Annotated in this window: 17 protein-coding genes; 12 read left to right on the top strand and 5 right to left on the bottom strand. The window is 68.7% G+C overall.

Going from position 1 to position 18,822, the window contains the following annotated elements:
- Positions 1-82 precede the first annotated feature (82 nt).
- From DES41_RS34780 to glnT, 10 genes are all read left to right on the top strand, one after another.
- On the top strand, positions 83-889 hold the full coding sequence (locus DES41_RS34780) for a gamma-glutamyl-gamma-aminobutyrate hydrolase family protein (protein ID WP_114472254.1): 807 nt from the start codon (positions 83-85) through the stop codon (positions 887-889).
- A gap of 81 nt (positions 890-970) precedes the next feature.
- Positions 971-2,335: a glutamine synthetase family protein gene (locus DES41_RS34775; RefSeq protein WP_114472253.1), complete on the top strand. Its 1,365-nt coding sequence runs from the start codon at positions 971-973 to the stop codon at positions 2,333-2,335.
- A 42-nt stretch (positions 2,336-2,377) separates the two neighbouring features.
- The gene (locus DES41_RS34770) at positions 2,378-3,766 is read left to right on the top strand and encodes an aspartate aminotransferase family protein (protein WP_114472251.1); all 1,389 of its coding nucleotides are present in this window, start codon (positions 2,378-2,380) and stop codon (positions 3,764-3,766) included.
- Positions 3,767-3,813: 47 nt separating this feature from the next.
- Positions 3,814-4,950 carry a polyamine ABC transporter substrate-binding protein gene (locus DES41_RS34765; RefSeq protein ID WP_114472250.1) on the top strand — a complete coding sequence of 379 codons (1,137 nt, stop codon included), beginning with the start codon at positions 3,814-3,816 and terminating at the stop codon, positions 4,948-4,950.
- Positions 4,951-4,986: 36 nt separating this feature from the next.
- Positions 4,987-6,084 (top strand): ABC transporter ATP-binding protein, encoded by a 1,098-nt coding sequence (locus DES41_RS34760; RefSeq protein WP_114472248.1) that lies wholly within the window; start codon positions 4,987-4,989, stop codon positions 6,082-6,084.
- Between the two features lie 10 nt (positions 6,085-6,094).
- Complete coding sequence (locus DES41_RS34755) at positions 6,095-7,033, top strand: ABC transporter permease (RefSeq protein WP_114472246.1); 939 nt, start codon at positions 6,095-6,097, stop codon at positions 7,031-7,033.
- On the top strand, positions 7,030-7,947 hold the full coding sequence (locus DES41_RS34750) for an ABC transporter permease (protein WP_114472244.1): 918 nt from the start codon (positions 7,030-7,032) through the stop codon (positions 7,945-7,947). Before DES41_RS34755 ends, DES41_RS34750 begins: the two co-directional genes overlap by 4 nt.
- Positions 7,948-8,006: 59 nt before the next feature.
- On the top strand, positions 8,007-9,383 hold the full coding sequence (locus tag DES41_RS34745) for a DUF3138 family protein (RefSeq protein ID WP_114472243.1): 1,377 nt from the start codon (positions 8,007-8,009) through the stop codon (positions 9,381-9,383).
- Between the two features lie 19 nt (positions 9,384-9,402).
- A complete protein-coding gene (locus DES41_RS34740; RefSeq protein ID WP_114472241.1) occupies positions 9,403-10,893 on the top strand; it encodes an aldehyde dehydrogenase in 1,491 nt (496 codons plus the stop codon).
- Positions 10,886-12,223, top strand: coding sequence for a type III glutamate--ammonia ligase (gene glnT, locus DES41_RS34735; RefSeq protein WP_114472240.1), 1,338 nt, complete (start codon positions 10,886-10,888; stop codon positions 12,221-12,223). The genes DES41_RS34740 and glnT overlap by 8 nt, the downstream gene beginning before the upstream one ends.
- On the opposite strand, the gene speB is transcribed toward glnT, so the two are convergent.
- From speB to DES41_RS34710, 5 genes are all read right to left on the bottom strand, one after another.
- The gene (gene speB, locus DES41_RS34730; RefSeq protein ID WP_114472238.1) at positions 12,205-13,143 is read right to left on the bottom strand and encodes an agmatinase; all 939 of its coding nucleotides are present in this window, start codon (positions 13,141-13,143) and stop codon (positions 12,205-12,207) included. The genes glnT and speB overlap by 19 nt on opposite strands.
- Before the next feature lie 76 nt (positions 13,144-13,219).
- Positions 13,220-13,783, bottom strand: a complete 564-nt coding sequence (locus tag DES41_RS34725; protein ID WP_114472237.1) for a cytochrome b — start codon at positions 13,781-13,783, stop codon at positions 13,220-13,222.
- Between the two features lie 49 nt (positions 13,784-13,832).
- A complete protein-coding gene (locus tag DES41_RS34720) occupies positions 13,833-14,636 on the bottom strand; it encodes an ABC transporter permease (RefSeq protein ID WP_114472235.1) in 804 nt (267 codons plus the stop codon).
- A 1-nt stretch (position 14,637) separates the two neighbouring features.
- Positions 14,638-15,456, bottom strand: coding sequence for an ABC transporter permease (locus DES41_RS34715; RefSeq protein ID WP_114472234.1), 819 nt, complete (start codon positions 15,454-15,456; stop codon positions 14,638-14,640).
- Entirely contained in the window at positions 15,456-16,451 is a 996-nt protein-coding gene (locus DES41_RS34710; protein ID WP_114472233.1) for an ABC transporter ATP-binding protein, read from the bottom strand. Before DES41_RS34710 ends, DES41_RS34715 begins: the two co-directional genes overlap by 1 nt.
- A gap of 84 nt (positions 16,452-16,535) precedes the next feature.
- On the opposite strand from DES41_RS34710, the gene DES41_RS34705 reads away from it, so the two are divergent.
- Both DES41_RS34705 and DES41_RS34700 read left to right on the top strand, forming a co-directional pair.
- Positions 16,536-17,537, top strand: a complete 1,002-nt coding sequence (locus DES41_RS34705) for a LacI family DNA-binding transcriptional regulator (protein ID WP_245966022.1) — start codon at positions 16,536-16,538, stop codon at positions 17,535-17,537.
- Positions 17,538-17,732: 195 nt separating this feature from the next.
- Positions 17,733-18,692 carry a Bug family tripartite tricarboxylate transporter substrate binding protein gene (locus tag DES41_RS34700; RefSeq protein WP_114472231.1) on the top strand — a complete coding sequence of 320 codons (960 nt, stop codon included), beginning with the start codon at positions 17,733-17,735 and terminating at the stop codon, positions 18,690-18,692.
- The last annotated feature ends 130 nt before the right edge of the window (positions 18,693-18,822 follow it).

The following is an 18,822-nucleotide window of genomic DNA, read 5'->3' as shown; positions in this document are numbered from 1 at the left end:
ACAGAGCACTCCGTTCCAGCACCAGCGAGCCCAATGCGCCGTATCGCAAGACCCGGGTCAAGAGCCCGGCGCAGCAAGCCCAATGAGCACCCACCATCCGTCCACTCCGCGGAACCTGCCCGTCGTGCTGGTTCCCGCCTGCAGCAAGATGCTCGGACACCATCCGTTTCAGGCTGCGGGCCAGAAGTACCTTGACGCCGTGCGGCTCGGCGGTTGTCTGCCCCTGGTGGTGCCGGCCGCGCAACCCGACGACGTGAACGCGCTGCTGTCCCTCGCAGACGGCGTGTTCCTCACGGGCTCGGTCTCCAACACCCACCCGCGGCATTTCGGCGAAGACGTCCACGACACCAGCCTGCCCCTGGACGAAGCACGCGACGCCTGGACACTGCCCCTGGTGCGCGAGGTGCTGCGACGGGGCATGCCGCTGTTCGGCATTTGCCGTGGCCTGCAGGAAACCAATGTCGCCCTGGGTGGCACGCTGTACCAGGCCGTGCAGGAGCAGCCCGGCCTGATGGACCACCGCTCGCGCGACGAGGATCCTGTCGACGTGCAGTATGGGCCGGTGCATCCGGTGCACGTGCAGCGCGGCGGCGTGCTCGAGCGAGTGCTTGGCCTGGGCGATCTCCAGGTCAACAGCCTGCACGGCCAGGGCATCCGGCGCCTGGCCGACGGCCTGCGTGCCGAGGCGCTCGCGCCGGACGGTCTCGTCGAGGCCTTCTCGGTTCCGCAATCCAGCGGCTTCAGCCTGTGCGTGCAATGGCACCCCGAGTGGCGAGCCGACGAGAACCCCGCCTCCCGAAAGCTGTTGACGGCCTTCGGTCGCGCCTGTCAAGCTTGGCGCGCGGCCCACCACCGCAACGAAGACGACGATCTCGCGCCTGAAACCTAGCTGCCCTGACTGCAACGCATCGTTGTCAGATCCAGAAGAAAACGCGCCGCGCCCGAGGGCCGGTGCACAAGAAAGGTAGATATGGTTGTCCGAGAAAACTTCACGTTCAGCGAGCTCGAGCAATGGCTCAACGAGCGTCGCGTCACCGAGATCGAATGCCTGGTGCCCGACCTCACCGGCGTGGCCCGCGGCAAGATCCTTCCACGCGAGAAATTCACAGAAGACCGCGGCATGCGGCTGCCCGAGGCCATCGTCGCCATCGGGGTGACAGGCGAATTCCCCGAGCAGGGTTCCTACTACGACGTCATCTCGCCGACAGACCGCGACATGCACCTGCGGCCCGACCCGGCCACCGTGCGCATCGTGCCCTGGGCGGTCGACCCGACGGCCCAGGTCATCCACGACTGCTTCGACCGCGACGGCAACATGGTGCCTTACGCGCCGCGCTCCGTGCTGCGCCGCGTCTGCGACCTGTTCGCCGCCGAGGGTTGGAACCCGGTGGTCGCACCCGAACTGGAGTTCTATCTGATCGAGCGCAACACCGATCCCAACCAGCCCCTGCGCCCACCGCGCGGACGCAGCGGCCGCGCGGAGACCTCGCGCCAGTCCTACTCCATCGACGCGGTCAACGAGTTCGACCCGCTCTTCGAGGACATCTACGCCTACTGCGAGAAGATGGAGCTCAACGTCGACACCCTGATCCACGAGGCCGGTGCCGGGCAGATGGAGATCAACTTCTTCCACGACCATCCGCTGGGTCTCGCCGACGAGGTGTTCTTTTTCAAGCGCACCATCCGAGAGGCCGCCCTGCGGCATGAGATGTACGCGACCTTCATGGCCAAGCCCATGGCCCACGAGCCGGGCAGCGCCATGCACGTGCACCAGAGCGTGCTCGACGAGGCCGGGCGCAACATCTTCAGCAATGCCGACGGCAGCGCCTCGGACATGTTCCGCTGGTACATCGGCGGCCTGCAGCGCTACATCCCTGCGGCGATGGCGCTGTTCGCTCCGTACGTCAATTCGTACCGCCGGCTGTCCCGTTCGACGGCGGCGCCCATCAACATCCAATGGGGCACCGACAACCGCACCGTGGGCATCCGCTCCCCTGTGGCGAGCCCGGCCGCGCGCCGCATCGAGAACCGCGTCATCGGCGCGGACGCCAACCCCTACGTGGCCCTGGCCGCCACGCTGGCCTGCGGCTACCTGGGCATCAAGAACCGTATCGAGCCCAAGCCCGAATGCAAGGGCGACGCCTACCTCGGCGAATACAGCCTGCCGCGCAGCCTGGGCGAGGCCCTGGAACTGCTCAAGGCCGAGACCGACCTGCACACCGTGCTGGGCAAGGAGTTCGTGACTGTCTACACCGAAGTCAAGGAGATCGAGTACGAGGAGTTCATGAAGGTCATCTCACCCTGGGAACGTGAACACCTGCTGTTGCACGTCTGAGCTGTCTGCACGCACTCCATCCAACGCACTCCATCGACTTCCATGAACACGACCACCCGCACCCGCAGCACCGAGGAATGGCAACGCGCCGATGCCGCCCACTTCCTGCATCCGTTCACCGACTTCCAGAGCCTGGCGCGCAAGGGCTCGCGCATCATCACCAGGGCCGATGGCATCTACCTGCACGACAGCGAGCGCCACAAGATCCTCGACGCCATGTCGGGCCTGTGGTGCGTCAACGTCGGCTATGGCCGTCATGAGCTTGTCGACGCCGCCACGCGCCAGCTGCAGGAACTGCCCTTCTACAACGCCTTCTTCCAGACCGCCACGCCGCCCGCCATCGAGCTGGCCGAGCTGCTGGCCGAGGTGACGCCGCCGCAGTTCAAGCACGTGTTCTTCTCGGGCTCGGGCTCCGAGGGCAACGACACCGTGGTGCGCATGGTGCGCCGCTACTGGGACCTGCTGGGCCAGCCCCAGCGCGACGTGATCATCAGCCGCAAGAACGCCTACCACGGCTCCACCATGGCCGGCGCTTCGCTGGGCGGCATGGGTGGCATGCACGCCCAGGGCGGCCTGCCGATTCCGGGCATCGTCCACATGGAGCAGCCCTACTGGCACGCGCTCGGCCGCAGCATGTCGCGCGACGAATTCGGCCGCGTGGCAGCAGGCTGGCTCGAGGCCAAGATCCTCGAGGTCGGTGCCGACAAGGTCGCGGCCTTCATCGGCGAGCCCGTGCAAGGTGCCGGTGGCGTGATCGTGCCGCCGGAAACCTACTGGCCCGAGATCCAGCGCATCTGCGACAAGTACGGCGTCCTGCTGGTGTCCGACGAGGTCATCTGCGGCTTCGGCCGCACCGGCCAGTGGTTCGGCTGCGAGCGCTTCGGCACGCGGCCCGACCTCATGACCTTCGCCAAGGGGGTCACCTCCGGCTACATCCCGCTGGGTGGCGTGATGGTGGGCGACCGCGTGGCCAACGTGCTGATCGAGCGCGGCGGCGAGTTCAACCACGGCTACACCTATTCCGGCCATCCGGTGGCCTGCGCCGTGGCCCTGGCCAACATCCGGCTGATCCAGCGCGAGCGCCTGGTCGAACGCGTGCGCGACGACACCGGCCCCTACCTGGCCGAACGTTTCGAAGCGCTCAAGGACCACCCGCTGGTGGGCGAGGTGCAGACCTGCGGCTTGATGGGCGCCGTGCTGCTCGTCAAGGACAAGGACAGCGGCGAGCCCTTCCCCGAGGCGCTCGAACTCGGCATGGTCTGCCGCGGCCATTGTTTCGGCAACGGCCTGGTCATGCGCGCCGTCGGTGACCGCATGATCATCGCGCCCCCGCTGGTGATGACCCGGGCCCAGCTCGACGAAATGATGGCGCTGATCCGCCGCGCGCTGGACCTGACCCTGGCCGACGCGCAGCGCAACGGCTGGCTTTGAACTTCTCCTTTCCCCTTGTCGCTTGCTCCCCCTCCGGAGGTTTCAACATGAAGCTGATGTCGTTCCGTCGCCGCCCGCACCGCCTAGCCGGTGCCTTTGCCGGGCTTGCCCTGGCCTGCGCAGCGCTGGCCCCCCAGGCCGCGCTTGCGCAGGAGGAAAAGGTGCTCAACATCTACAACTGGTCCGACTACATCGCTGAAGACACCATTGCCAACTTCGAGAAGGAGACCGGCATCAAGGTGCGTTACGACAATTTCGACAACAACGAGATCGTCCATGCCAAGCTGGTGGCGGGCAAGACCGGCTACGACATCGTGGTGCCGTCCTCGTACTGGGCCAAGCTGCAGGCCGATGGCGGCCTGCTGCAGAAACTCGACAAGTCCAAGCTGCCCAACCTCAAGAACCTCGACCCGGTGCTGCAGGAGCAACTGGCCAAGCTCGATCCGGGCAACCAGTACCAGGTGAACTGGCTGTGGGGCTACACCACCGTGGGCATCAACGTCGACAAGGTCAAGGCCGCACTGGGCAGCACACCCATGCCCGACAACGTCTGGGACCTCGTGTTCAAGCCCGAGTACATCTCCAAGCTGAAGTCCTGCGGCGTGAGCTTCCTGGACTCGGCCACCGAGATCGTGCCGGCCGCCCTGCACTACCTGGGCAAGCCCGCGTACAGCCGCAACCAGGCCGATTACAGCGCCGTCGGCCCTCTGCTCAAGACGGTCCGCCCGTATGTCACGCTGTTCAGTTCCTCGGGCTACATCAACGACATGGCCAACGGCTCGATCTGCCTGGCGCTGGGCTGGTCGGGCGACATCAACATCGCACGCCAGCGCGCACTGGATGGCAAGACCGGCCAGAAGATCGAGGCGCTGATCCCCAAGACCGGCGGTGTGCTGTTCTTCGACGTCATGGTGATCCCGGCCGATGCGCCGCATCCCGACAACGCGCTGAAGTTCATCAACTACATCCTGCGCCCCGAGGTGCACGCTGGGCTGTCCAACAAGGTGTTCTACGCGAACCCGAACAAGGAATCGCGCAAGTTCATCAAGCCCGAAGTGGTCAACAACCCGACCATCTTCCCGACCGACGAGGACATGAAGAAGATGGTGGCGCCCGACGCCCTGAGCAACGACCTGCGCCGCACGGTCACGCGCCTGTTCACATCGTTCAAGACCGGCATGTGACCTGAAGGTCCTGCCAACCGCGAGGGGGAGGGGAATATGGTGAAGAGCCAGGGGCACGCGTACCTGCAAATCCGCGACGTGGTGAAGGATTTCGGCGGCGTGAAGGCCGTCAACCACGTCAGCCTGGACATCCAGAAGGGCGAGATATTCGCGCTGCTGGGCTCGTCCGGCTGCGGCAAGACCACGCTGCTGCGCATGCTGGGCGGGTTCGACCTGCCGACTTCCGGCAGCATCGTTCTGGACGGCAAGGACCTCAGCAACCTGCCGCCGTACGAGCGGCCCATCAACATGATGTTCCAGTCGTACGCGCTGTTTCCCCACCTCAGCGTCTGGGACAACATCGCCTTCGGCCTGCGCCGCGACGGCATGTCGAGCGACTCGGTGGCGCAGCGCGTGGAAGAGATGCTCAAGCTGGTGCAGCTCAGCAAGTTCGCCAAGCGCAAGCCGCACCAGATGTCCGGCGGCCAGCAACAGCGCGTGGCGCTGGCGCGCAGCCTGGCCAAGCGGCCCAACCTGCTGCTGCTGGATGAGCCGCTCGGCGCGCTCGACAAGAAGCTGCGCGAAGAGACGCAGCTGGAACTGGTCAACATCATCGAGGAGGTCGGCGTGACCTGCGTGATGGTCACCCACGACCAGGAGGAGGCCATGACCATGGCCTCGCGCATCGCCATCATGAGCGAGGGGCGGCTGCTGCAGGTCGGCGCGCCGGGCGAGATCTACGAGACGCCGTCCACGCGCTTCGTCGCCGACTTCATCGGCAATGTCAACCTGATCGCCGGCACGCTGGACGAGGACCACCCCGACCATGTGGTGATCCGCTGCCAGGACATGACGCACTACGTGGGCCATGGCATCACCGGCCACCAGGGCATGGAGGTGAGCGTGGCGCTGCGGCCCGAGAAGATCCGCCTGTCGCGCCAGGAGCCCACCGGCCAGCACAACAAGGTGCAGGGCAAGGTCCGCGAACTGTCCTACTTCGGCAGCTACACCGTCTACCACCTGCAGCTGGGCAGCGGCCAGGTCATCAAGGTCAGCCAGATCAACGCCGAACGCCATCCGGAAGACGTGTTGACCTGGGACGACCTGGCCTGGGCGCACTGGTCCGATTCGGCCCAGGTCGTCCTGACCCAGTGAGGAGAACGCGATGAGCACGACTCCCGCTACCGCGCGCCGCAGGGGATGGTGGAGCGGCCGCACGGCCGTCATCGGCATTCCCTACCTGTGGCTGCTGGTGTTCTTCCTGCTGCCCTTCCTGATCGTCGCCAAGATCAGTGTCTCCGAGATGGAGACTGTGACCTTCAAGGACCTGCTGACGCTGCAGGAGGGCGTGCTGCAGCTGAGCCTGAAGTTCAGCAACTACGTCTTCCTCACGCAGGACGATCTGTACTTCCGTGCCTACGTGGCGAGCCTCAAGTACGCGGGCATCACCACGGTGCTGTGCCTCGCGATCGGCTACCCGTTCGCCTACTTCATGGCGCGCGCCCGCCCGGCGGCCCAGCCGCTGCTGCTGATGCTCGTGATGCTGCCGTTCTGGACCTCGTTCCTGCTGCGCGTCTACGCCTGGAAGGGCCTGCTCAGCGACCATGGCTGGGTGGCCGAGGTGCTGGTGGCACTGGGCATCGACCAGGTGCTGGCGGCCGGCGGCATGATCGCCACGCCGGGCAAGCTGCTCAACACCCCGTTCTCGCTGGTCCTGGGCATGGTCTACACCTACCTGCCCTTCATGGTCCTGCCGCTGTACGGCAACCTGGCCAAGATGGACCTGCGCCTGCTGGAGGCCGCCAGCGACCTGGGGGCGTCGCCCTGGGTCGCCTTCTGGAAGGTGACGGTGCCGCTGTCCAAGGCCGGGATCATCGCCGGCAGCATGCTGGTGTTCATTCCCTGCGTGGGCGAGTTCGTGATCCCCGAGCTGCTGGGCGGACCGCAGACCCTGATGATCGGCCGCGTGCTGTGGGACGAGTTCTTCAGCAACAACGACTGGCCCATGGCCTCCAGCGTGGCGGTGGTCGTGGTGTTGCTGATCCTGATCCCGCTGGCGCTGTTCAACCGCTACCAGGCACAAGCCCAGGAGGCTGTACGATGAACACCGCCCGCCCGCCGGCAGGCGCTGGCACCGCTGACCATGCGGCCAGCGGCTTTTCAGGACGTCGCGCACTCTTCGGCCCCCGCGCCGCCCTTGCCACCGCGCGCATCTGGCTGTTCCTCGGCTACGCCTTCCTGTTCCTGCCCATCGTCGCGCTGGTCGTGTTTTCCTTCAACGACTCGCCCGTGCCGGGCGTGTGGGAGGGCTTCACCTTCAAGTGGTATGCCGCGCTGGCGCGGGACCGCGAGATCATCGCCGGCCTGTGGCTGTCGATGAAGATCGCGTTCTTCACGGCCTGCGGCTCGGTCGTGCTCGGGACGCTGGGCGCGTTCACGCTCACCAAGTACCGGCGCTTCCGCGGCCGCACGCTGTTCTCGGGCATGGTCAACGCGCCGCTGGTGATGCCGGAGGTCATCGTCGGTCTGTCGCTGCTGCTGATGCTGGTCTCGCTGCAGCGCCTGACGGGCTTTCCCGAGCGCGGCGCCTTCACGATCTGGCTGGGCCACGTGCTGCTGGGTATGGCTTACGCCACCGTGGTCATCCAGGCCCGGCTGCAGGAGCTCAACCCGCAGCTCGAGGAAGCCGCCATGGACCTCGGCGCGCGCCCGGCCCAGGTGTTCCGGCTGGTCACCTTGCCCATGATCACGCAGTCCATGCTGTCCGCCTGGCTGCTCACCTTCACGATCTCGCTGGACGACGTGGTGCTGTCGGCCTTCCTGTCGGGCCCGGGCTCGACCACGATGCCGCTGGTGATCTTCTCGCGTGCGCGGCTGGGCCTGAACCCCACCGTCAACGCCGTGGCCACCGTGATCATCGTGCTGGTCTCCATCGGCGTCATCGTCGCCAGCTACCTCATCGCCCGCGCCGAGCGGGAACGCACCCGCGCGATGGCCGCCGCGCGACGTGAAGAGTGATGCGCGCCTTTCGATCCCATTCCTGTGTCCCACAACACATCCCTCCGAGGAGCAAGAAGATGACAACCTGGAAGTACACCGCCATCGCCGCCGCATTGGCCGCCACGTTCCCGCTGTCGGCCGCGGCGCAAAGCTCGGCCGACCTGCTGAACGAGCTGCGGGCGCTGCGCGACAAGGTCAACCAGCTCGAGAAGCGCCTGCAGGACACCGAGGCCAAGGCCGCTGCGGCGCCGGCGGCAGGCATGACGCCCGACCAGCAGCAGGAGTTCAACCGCATCGCGCTCAAGGCCGAGGCGCTGGAGGACACCCGGGACGCATTGGGCCTCAAGGGCCTGCAGATCAAGGGCTACATGGACCCGACCTACATCTACAACAAGCGCCAGGACACCTCGACCTTCCAGTTCCTGAACCGGGTGGATGCCGACGGTTACAACTACGACAACTCCTACTTCGGTGCAGCCGTCATCGACTTCACGAAGGAGACCGACAGCGGCACGCGCTGGCGCCTCACGCTCGCGCCGAACCGCGGCGTCGGCTCCACCTTCGACGGCACGTCCATCATCCACGAAGCCTCGGTCTCCATCCCGCTCGGCAGCCCGACGACCCGCTTCATCGCCGGCCAGGTGCCGGACTGGTCCGGCTACGAATACCTGCCGGCGCCGCAGAACAAGCTCATCACGCACAACCTGCTGTTCGACTTCACGCTGCCGACGGCCTACACCGGTGCCGGCTTCGAAATCACCGACGGCAAGTGGATCTACAAGGCGATGCTGGCCAACATGAACGCGACGCGGCGCGGCTCGGGCAACAAGGCACCCGTGCTGGCCTACCGCGTCGACTACGCCAAGGGCGAGTACGCCGGTTTCGGCTTTGCGGGCGTGCACGGCAAGGCGCCCAACCTCACGGAGCTGGTGCTGGACCCCGACGGCAACGCCGTCACGCAACGCGACTCGACCGTGCACCTGTTCGAGTTCGACGCCTACTTCATCCGCGGCGACTGGACGCTGCAGGGCCAGGCCAGCGTCGGCATGCAGCGCAAGGCCGCGATCACGCCCGATCCGGACTCCGGCGCCCTGCGCGACGCCCGCTGGTGGGGCCTGTCGGGCCTGGCCGCCTACAAGTTCTCGCCGCGCCTGGAGGGCACGGTGCGTGCCGACTACATCAACAACAAGAAGAACGGCGGCGGCCTGCTGGGCTACACCGCCTTCGACGACCGCAACGGCATCGGCCCCGACCCCACTGGCGGCGACCCGAGCAAGGGCGCCAACCGCTACGCGCTCACGATGGGTGTGAGCTACCTGCTCAACCCCAACACCACGCTGAAGGCCGAATACCGGCTGGACCGCGCCAACCTGCCGGTGTTCCTGGACGTCAGCAGCGGCGGCTACAGGAAGTCCAACCACCTGGTCGGCACCTCCGTGGTCGTGAGCTTCTGACCTGCCGCGGAGCCTCCCCATGTCTCTCACCTCCTGGCAGGAACGGGCCGGCCAGCTGCGGCCCGACGGCCGCCTCCTGATCGACGGCCTGCGGCGCGACAGCACCGACGGCAGGACCTTCGACAAGCGTTCACCCGTGGATGGCCGCCTGCTCGGGGCCGTGGCGCGGGCCCAGGCGGCCGATGTCGACCGCGCGGTGGCAAGTGCCCGCGCCGCGTTCGACGATGGCCGCTGGTCGCGCCAGCCGCCGGCGGCGCGCAAGAAGGTGTTGCAGAAGTTCGCCGACGGCCTGCTGGCCGCCACCGACGAGCTGGCCCTGCTGGAGACGCTGGACATGGGCAAGCCCATCCGCTTCAGCCGCAGCGTGGACGTGCCGGCAGCGGCGCGCTGCATCGCCTGGTACGCCGAGGCCATCGACAAGGTCTACGACGAGATCGCCCCCACCGGCCCCTCGGCGCTGGCGCTGATCACGCGCGAACCCATGGGCGTGGTCGGGGCCATCGTGCCCTGGAACTACCCGATGATCATGGCGGCGTGGAAGCTGGGGCCGGCGTTGGCAGCGGGCAACTGCGTGGTGCTCAAGCCCTCGGAGAAGTCGCCCTACACGGCCATGCGCATGGCCGAGATCGCGCTGGAAGCCGGGCTGCCGCCCGGCGTCTTCAACGTGGTGCCGGGCTTCGGCCACGAGGCCGGCGAAGCGCTGGCGCTGCACCCCGATGTGGACGCCATCGGCTTCACCGGCTCCACGCGCGTCGGCCGGCGCATGCTGGCCTACGCGGGCGAATCCAACCTCAAGCGCGTCTACAACGAACTGGGCGGCAAGTCAGCGTTCCTCGTGTTCCCCGATTTCGACGACCTCGACCGCGCCGCCGAGACCGCGGCCGCCAGCATGTACTTCAACCAGGGCGAGTCGTGCAATGCACCGTCGCGCCTGTTGGTGCACGAAGCCATCGCCGACGACTTCGTCGCGCGTGTGGCGCGGCACGCGCCGGCCTACGCACCGGGCGATCCGCTGGACGAGACCACCGTGATGGGCGCCGTGGTCGACGAAGGCCAGTTGCGCACGGTGATGGGCTACATCGCATCGGGTCGGGAGGAAGGCGCGCGCTGCGTGGCCGGTGGCCGCCAGGCGCGTGCCGACAGTGGCGGCTACTACGTCGAGCCCACGCTGTTCGACCAGGTGCGCAGCGACATGCGCATCGCGCGTGAAGAGATCTTCGGTCCCGTGCTCAGCGTGATCCGTTTCCGCGACGAGGCCCATGCCATCGCGCTGGCCAACGATTCGGCGTACGGCCTGCAGGCCAGCGTGTGGAGCAGCCACATCGACCGCGCGCACCGTGTCGCACGTGCGCTGCGCGCTGGCACCGTGCACGTGAACCAGTACGACGAAGACGACATCACCGTGCCGTTCGGCGGCTACAAGCAGTCGGGCAACGGCCGCGACAAGTCGCTGCACGCCTTCGACAAGTACACCGAGCTCAAGACCACCTGGCTGCGCATCAATGCCTGATCCGACCACCGCCCAGGCGCTGCACGAACGCCTGGCCAAGCAGGGCGTTCACACCCTGCTGGCGCAATTCACCGACCTGCTCGGCGTGGCGCGCGGCAAGTACGTGCCGCTCGCGCAACTCGACACGCTGCTGCGCAGCGGTGCGGGCTTCTCCGGCACGTCCATCGTCGGCACCGGCCTGCCGCGCAGCGGTGCCCGCTCCGAGTACTACGGCCGCGGCGACGCGGCCACGGCCCAGGCGCTGTCCTGGATGCCGGGCTATGCCCGCGTGGTCTGCGACGGCCATGTCGACGGCCAGCCCTTCGAGGGCTGCCCGCGCCAGATCCTGCGCCGCCAGGTGGACCGGCTGGCCGCGCGCGGCTGGACGCTGCAGGTCGGCATGGAGCCCGAGTTCTTCCTGCTGCGCCAGGGTGCGGCCGGACAGTGGCAGCCCATCGATGCGCTGGACCGCTCCGACAAGCCTTCCTACGACCTCAAGGCGCTGGCACGCCAGGGCGGCTTTCTCGACGAACTGCACCAGGCACTGGCCAGCGCCGGCCTGGAGGTGCTGCAGATCGACCACGAGGACGCGCACGGCCAGTTCGAGCTCAACTTCAGCCATGCCGATGTGCTGACCACGGCCGACCGGCTCATGCTGTTCAAGATGGCGGCGCACACCCTGGCCGAACGCCACGGCGCCAGCTTCTCGATGATGCCCAAGCCCTTCGCCAACCAGCCCGGCAGCGGGTTGCACTTCCATGTGTCGCTGTGGAAGGGCGATGAGAACCTGTTCGCCGATGCGCATGCGGACCTCTCCGAACTGGCTCAGTCCTTCATCGCCGGCGTGCTCGGCCGCAGCGCGGCGCTTTGCGCGCTGGCAGCGCCTACGGTCAACTCGTACAAGCGGCTGGTGGTCGGCGAATCGCTCTCGGGCACGAGCTGGGCGCCGGCCTATGTGGCCCATGGCTTCAACAACCGCACGGCGCTGGTGCGCACGCTGCGCGGCCGCTTCGAGTGGCGCCTGCCCGATGCCGCGGCCAACCCCTACCTGGCCGCTGCCGGGCTGATCGCCGCCGGGCTGGACGGCGTCGACCGGCACCTGGATCCGGGGCCGGCGCGGCCGGACGACCTGTTCGACTGGCCGCTGCAACGCATCCGCGCCGAGGGCATCGCCGTGCTGCCGCAAAGCCTGGGCGCCGCTGTCGATGCGCTGGAGCGCGACAGCGTGCTGGCGCATGCGCTGGGCGCTGCAGCGCATGCCGAGTTCGTGCGCCTCAAGTGGGCCGAGTGGACCGCTTATGCGCGCCATGTCAGCGCCTGGGAGTTCGAGCGCTACGCGACGGTGTTCTGAGCGCGCTGCGCCACGCGCGCGCTGAGGTAGGTCCAGACGAACTGGGCCGCGGCATAGCTGGTCAGGTCGGCATGGTCGTAGGGCGGTGACACCTCCACGCAGTCCATGCCCACGAACGGCAGGTCGGCCATCTCTTCCAGCAAGCTGAACACCTGGTTGGTGCTCATGCCGCCGGGCTCGGGCGTGCCGGTGCCCGGCGCGAAGGCCGGGTCCAGGCAGTCGATGTCCAGGCTCAGGTACAGCGGCGGATGGCCGTGCGCGGCCAGCCGCTCGCGCAGTTGCGCCACGAGCGGCTGCAGTTGCGTGGGGCTCTCCAGGCCGCGCAGGGCGCGCGCGGTGTGGATCAGTCCACCCTGGTCGCGCACGTAGTCGCGCGCGGCGCGCTCGCCCGCCGAGCGGATGCCGAACTGCACGAAGCATTCCTTGACCACCAGGCCCTCCTGGATCGCCTCGTAGACCCACGTGCCGTGGCCGCTGGGCTCGCCGAAGTGGTCCTTCCAGGTGTCGCAGTGGGCGTCGAAGTGCACGACGGCCAGCGGCCGGCCGAAGTGCTGGCGGTAGGCGCGCAGCAGCGGCAGGGTGATGGAGTGGTCGCCCCCGAGCCAGGCCATGTGGTGCTGCGCGATCAGCGTGCGCACCAGCGGCATCATCGCGGCGCGCATGCCTTGCAGGCTGGTGTTGGGCAGCGGCAGATCGCCCACATCGGTGAGCGCGGCCTCCGGCGAGACGTCGAACACGGGATGCGTGCCGTCGCACAGCATGTGGCTGGCCTCGCGGATGGCACGCGGCCCGAAGCGGGCGCCGGGCCGGTTGGTGACGCTGCCGTCCCAGGCCACGCCGGCGATGGCGAACGGCCGGCCGCTGTCGTTGGCCGGGACCTTGAGAAAGCTCGTGTTGGAGAGGAAGGCGAAGGCGGTCATGGCATCGTGGGAGTAGGGCGCCGAGTGTGCCGGTTCGGCCCTCCGCTGACCATCCGCAGATGCCTGCGGACCGCCTTCAGCGCACCCGCCCCACCATCCGCTGCGCCACCTGGTCGCGCCACCACCAGCGGTGCAGCAGGACCATCGCCACATGCCCGGCCACGAGCGCCAGCAGCGTCCAGGCCAGCAGCCCGTGCGCGGCATTGGCCGGCACCATCAGCGCTTCGTTCTTAGGGCCAGCGCCCCACAGCGGCAGCGTGTTGAACCACGTGAAGGCGCGCCCCGAGCCGTAGGCGCGCACCAGGGCCAGCAGCGGCACCACCACCATCAACAGGTACAGCGCGCGATGCCCGGCCGCCGCTGCGCGGCCCAGCCAGCCCTTGCCGTGCGGCGGGCGCTGGCGCGCGTTGGCAAGGCCCCAGGCGCCGCGCAGCAGCACCAGGAGCATGAGCAGCAGGCCGACGCTGGAATGCGATCCGACGAAGAACGACACCGCCGGCGTGCGGCCCAGCGCCAGGCGCAGGCCCATGCCGATGAACTGCCAGGCGAACAGCAGCGCCATGCCCCAGTGCAGCCAGCGGCTGATGCGGCCGTAGCGGCTGGGGGAGTCGCGCCAGACGGAGATGAGAGCGTTTCGCATGCGGCCGCACTGTAGGCAGCCTGGGTAAACCCGTTGCGAACGCAGGACTTCAGCTGCCCGTGGAGGCGTAGTGCCGCACACCCACGCGCCAGGCCATGAACGACAGCGCAAGAAAGGCGAAGCCGGCCAGCGGCGAGATCCAGCCCAGCCAGCCCGGGGCGCCCAGCGGATCGGCGCGGCCCAGGATCGCCAGCCCGGGGTAGTACGCCACGCAGGCGAGCGGCACCACGAAGGTCAGCAACCGGCGAAACCACCGCGCGTACACCGCCATCGGATACTGCCCGGCCTCGACGCCGCCGTAGGTGAACACGTTGGCGATCTCCAGGCTCTCCACCGTCCAGAACGCCAGCGTGCCCTGCAGCACCAGGATGCCCAGGAACAGCGCCACGCCGCCGGCCACGCAGAACAGCGCCAGCGCCACGGTGGCCGGTGTCCAGGCGATGGGCACTGCCAGGCTGGCGAACACCAGCACGGCCAGCGCCTGCAGCAGCCGGCCCAGGCGGGAGAGCCGCACCTCGTGCGCCATCAACTGCAGCGCGAGCGGGCGCGGGCGCAGCAGCAGGCGGTCGAAGTGGCCGGTGCGCAGGAACTCCGTGCCGAGCACGTCGAAGCCGCGGCCCAGCGCATCGGCCAGCGCGAACATGGTGTGCACGAGCGCGTAGAACAGCGCCACTTCGCCGATGCGCCAGCCCTGCACGCTGCCGAATCGGTCGAACAGCGCCCAGATCGCCACCACCTCGATGCCCGTGGCGAGGAACTGCGAGACGGTGAGCAGGAGCGCCGAGGCCGGGTAGCGCAGCTGGCCGCGCAAAGAAGCGGCGACGAGCCGCAGGAACAGGCGCAGGTGGTTCACGTCAGCCGCCCTGGATCTCGAGCCTGCGCATGGTGCGCGCCATCAGCACGCGCCCCAGGCCGACCAGGACCGCCGCCCAGAACCCCTGCAGCGCCAGCAGCGCCGCCGCGTGCACGCCCGTGGCCTGCCCCATGTACAGGCGCATCGGGATGTCGGTGAGACCGGCCAGCGGCTGCAGCAGCAGTGCCCGCTGCCAGCCATCGGGCAACAGCGCCAGCGGCAGCAGGTTGCCCGACAGCAGGATGACCAGGGGAACGGCGAACGCGTTGATGCCGCGCGCATCCAGCGCCGCAGCCGCTGCGATGTTGAGCAGCATCACCAGCGCCGTGGACAGCGTCAGCGCCAGCAGCGCCGATGCCGCGAAGGCGGCCCCCGCGGCCGCACCGGCCGGCGGCTGCCAGCGCCATGCCCCGAATCCGGCCAGCGGCAGCAGCACGGCCGCGAAGGCGGCCATCAGCGCCACGCGCGGCAGCACGCGCGCGGCGATCCAGCCCGCGCTGCGCGCGAACCACAAGGCGTAGGCATCGACCGGCCGCAGCCGGTCGTAGGCCACGGCGCCGGTGCGCACGGCCAGCGCCACCTCGGGGTCGCCGCTCCAGGGCAGCAGGGCCAGCAAGCCCTGCGCGACCCAGGTGTAGGTGATGGCCTGGGCCAGCGTCATGGCCGGCGCCGCGCTGGCCGCCCGGTCGAAGAAGGCCGCCAGCACCATGACCTTGATGCCGCCCCACCAGCACTGCGTGCCGAAGCCCGCGAGCGCGGCCGCGCGGTACTGCAGCACCTGCAGGAAGCGCGAGACGAAGATGGCCCGGTAGGCGACCATCAGCCCTCCGCCGCGCCGTGCATGGCGTAGAAGCGCGTGATGACTTCCTCGATCGCCAGGCCCTCGAGCCGGATGTCCTCCACCGCATGCGTGGTGGCGATGCGGGCGATCAGGGCCGGCGCAGCCACCTGGGCCGGATCGAAACCCAGCACCAGCATGCGGCCCTCGCGCGCGATCTCGCGCACGCCGGGCTGCGTGAAGGCCGGCGGCGGCGTCTCGGCGAAGTCCACCAGCAAGCGGCGCTCGGCCATGACCTGGGCGCGCAACGCGGCCACCGGGCTGTCGGCCAGCACGCGGCCATGGCCGATCACGATCACGCGCTCGGCCAGGGCCTCGATGTCGTGCATGTCGTGCGTGGTCAGCAGCACGGTGGTGCCGCGCTCGCGGTTGGCGCGGCGCACGAAATCGCGCACCGCCAGCTTGGAGGGGGCGTCCAGGCCGATGGTGGGCTCGTCCAGGAACAGCAGGTCGGGCGCGTGCAGCAGCGCGGCGGCGATCTCGGCGCGCATGCGCTGGCCCAGCGAGAGCTGGCGCACGGGCTGGTCCAGCACGCGCTCGAGCTGCAGGGCGGCCACCAGCTCGTCGCGCGTGGCGCGGTAGCGGCGCGCATCCACGCGGTAGATGTCGCGCAAGAGGTCGAAGCCTTCGCCCACCGGCAGGTCCCACCAGAGCTGGGTGCGCTGGCCGAACACCACGCCGATGCGGCCCACATGGCGTTGCCGGTCGGCCGAGGGCTCGCGCCCGTCCACCGTGACGCGGCCACCGTCGGGCTGCAGGATGCCGGCCAGGACCTTGATGGTGGTGGACTTGCCTGCGCCGTTGGGGCCGATGAAGCCCAGCAACTCGCCACGCTCGAGCTGGAACGACACCCCGGCCAGCGCCTGCACCTCGCGGTGGCGGCGCTGCCACAGGCCGCGCAGCGCACCGCCCAGCCCCGGCGCGCGCTCGGCAATGCGGTAGGTCTTGCGCAGGTCTTCGACGACGATCTGGGGCATGGGAGGGGTGCGTGGGCGGGGCGCGGATTCTAGGGGCCGGCGCCTTGTCACAATCCCAGCCTCTCCACGCCCCACACAAGCTCTGTGAACCCAGGCGCCAAGCCCTTCACGATCCAGGATGTCGCCCGCATCGCCGGCGTCTCCGCCATGACCGTCTCGCGCGCGCTCAACACGCCGCAGAAGGTCTCGCCCGACACGCTGGAGCGCGTGCGCGAGGCCGTGCGCCGCACGAACTTCGTGCCCAACGCCATGGCCAGCGGCCTGCGCCGTGCGCGCGCGCGGCTGGTGGCGGCGCTGCTGCCCACCATGGTGGGCCCGGTGTTCCAGGAGATGGTGGAGGCGCTCGACCTGGCGCTGCACGAGCGGGGCTACCAGCTCATGATCGGCCAGAGCGGCTACGACGCCACGCGCGAGGACGAGCTGCTGCGCGCCATCGTGCAGCGCCGGCCCGACGGCGTGGTCGTCACCGGCGTGGTGCGTTCCGAAGAAGGGCGGCGCGTGCTGCGCGCCAGCGGCATCCCCGTGGTCGAGACCTGGGAGCTGACGCCCACGCCCATCGACATGCTGGTCGGCTTCTCGCATCCGGCCATCGGCGCGGCGGTGGTCGACTACCTGCACGCGCGCGGCCACCGCCATGTGGCCATGGTCAGCGCGGGCGATCCGCGCGCGCTGACGCGCGTGGCAGCGTTCACCGAACGCGCCGAGGCGCTGGGCATGCAGACCTCGCTGACGGCGTTCACCGCGGCGCCCAGCACCATGGGCGCCGGCCGCGCCGGGCTGGCCGAGCTGCTGGCGCGCGCGCCCGGCGTCACGGCCGTGTTCTGCAGTTCCGACATGCTGGCCCTCGGCGCGGCCATCGAGGCGCGCGAGCGCGGCATCGCCGTGCCTGGCCAGCTGGCCATCGTCGGGATGGGCGACCAGAGCTTCGCGGCCGACGCCGCCCCGCCGCTCACCACGGTGCGCATCGACGGCACACGCATCGGCCGCCTGGCGGCCGAAATGATGGTGGCGCGCGCCGAAGGCCAGGCGCCCGCGGCGCCAGTGGTCGACATCGGCTTTTCCATCGTCGAGCGCGCCAGCACCTGAAACCGCCGGTACCGATAGCGCGGTGTCGCCTCCGCGACGGCCTGGACGGCCGGGCTCATTGCTGTCGAGGGTAATTACTTAGATTGCCTTTGGGGAAGTTTGGATATCGTTAACACGCCGTTTGTTAACGATAACTCTCAGCGTTCGTGCGCGGGCATGGACGCGTCTCTTCCTTCGTCCTTCAGGAGAAATCCCATGAAAAAGTTGCTCGTCGCCGTGGCCTGCACGCTCTCGCTCGCAGCTGGCGCCCAAACCGCCTGGCCCGAGAAGCCCGTCACCATCGTCGTGCCCTTCCCGGCCGGCGGCTCCACCGACATGGTGGCGCGCGCCATGGCCCTGCAGATGGGCACGGCGCTGGGCCAAAGCTTCATCGTCGACAACAAGCCCGGCGCCACGGGCACCATCGGCGCCGGCTTTGTCAAGCGCGCGGCGCCGGACGGCTACACGCTGCTGGTCTCTTCGCTGGGCGCCTTTGTCGTCACGCCGCACCTCGTCAAGAGCGTGCCCTACGACGCGAACAAGGATTTCGACTACATCAGCGTGCCCGTGCAGGCGCCCAACGTGCTGGTGGCCAGCCCCAAGCAGAAGGAGCGCACGCTGGCCGAGGTCATCGCGCTGCTCAAGGCCAACCCCGGCAAGGTCAGCTTCGCGAGTTCGGGCAATGGCTCGTCCGACCACCTGTCGGCCGAGGTGTTCTGGCAGCAGAGCGGAACCGAAGGCCTGCACGTGCCCTACAAGGGCGGCGCGCCGGCCATCAACGACCTGCTGGGTGGCCAGGTGGATTTCTCGTTCCAGAACGTCAACGCCGTGCTGCCGCACATCAAGGCCGGCAAGCTGCACGCCATCGCGGTGACGGGCGACAAGCGCTCGCCCGTGCTGCCTGATGTGCCGACGCTGGCCGAGGCCGGCGTCAAGGGTGCAGAGGTCTACTCGTGGCAGGGCCTGGCCGCACCCAAGGGCCTGCCCGCCGCGGTGAAGGACAAGCTGGCCAAGGCCGCCGTCGCCGCCATGAACGATCCGGCCGTCAAGCAGCGCATGCTGGAGCAGGGCCTGGAGATCGTGGCCAGCACGCCGGCCGAGTTCACCGCCTTCCAGGCCAAGGAGTGGACGCGCTGGAAGACGCTGATCGACACCCGCAAGATCAGCGCGGACTGAGCACGATGTCCACTCCCATCGTCAAAGACCTGCGTGTCGTGCCCGTGGCGGGCCACGACGACATGCTCATGAACCTGTCGGGCGCGCACGGCCCGTACTTCACGCGCAACCTGCTGATCCTGACCGACAA

This window comes from Pseudorhodoferax soli (assembly GCF_003337555.1).
Taxonomy (GTDB): domain Bacteria; phylum Pseudomonadota; class Gammaproteobacteria; order Burkholderiales; family Burkholderiaceae_C; genus Pseudorhodoferax; species Pseudorhodoferax soli.
Note: the sequence above shows the minus strand (reverse complement) of the source record. Positions and strands in the feature narration are given on the sequence as shown.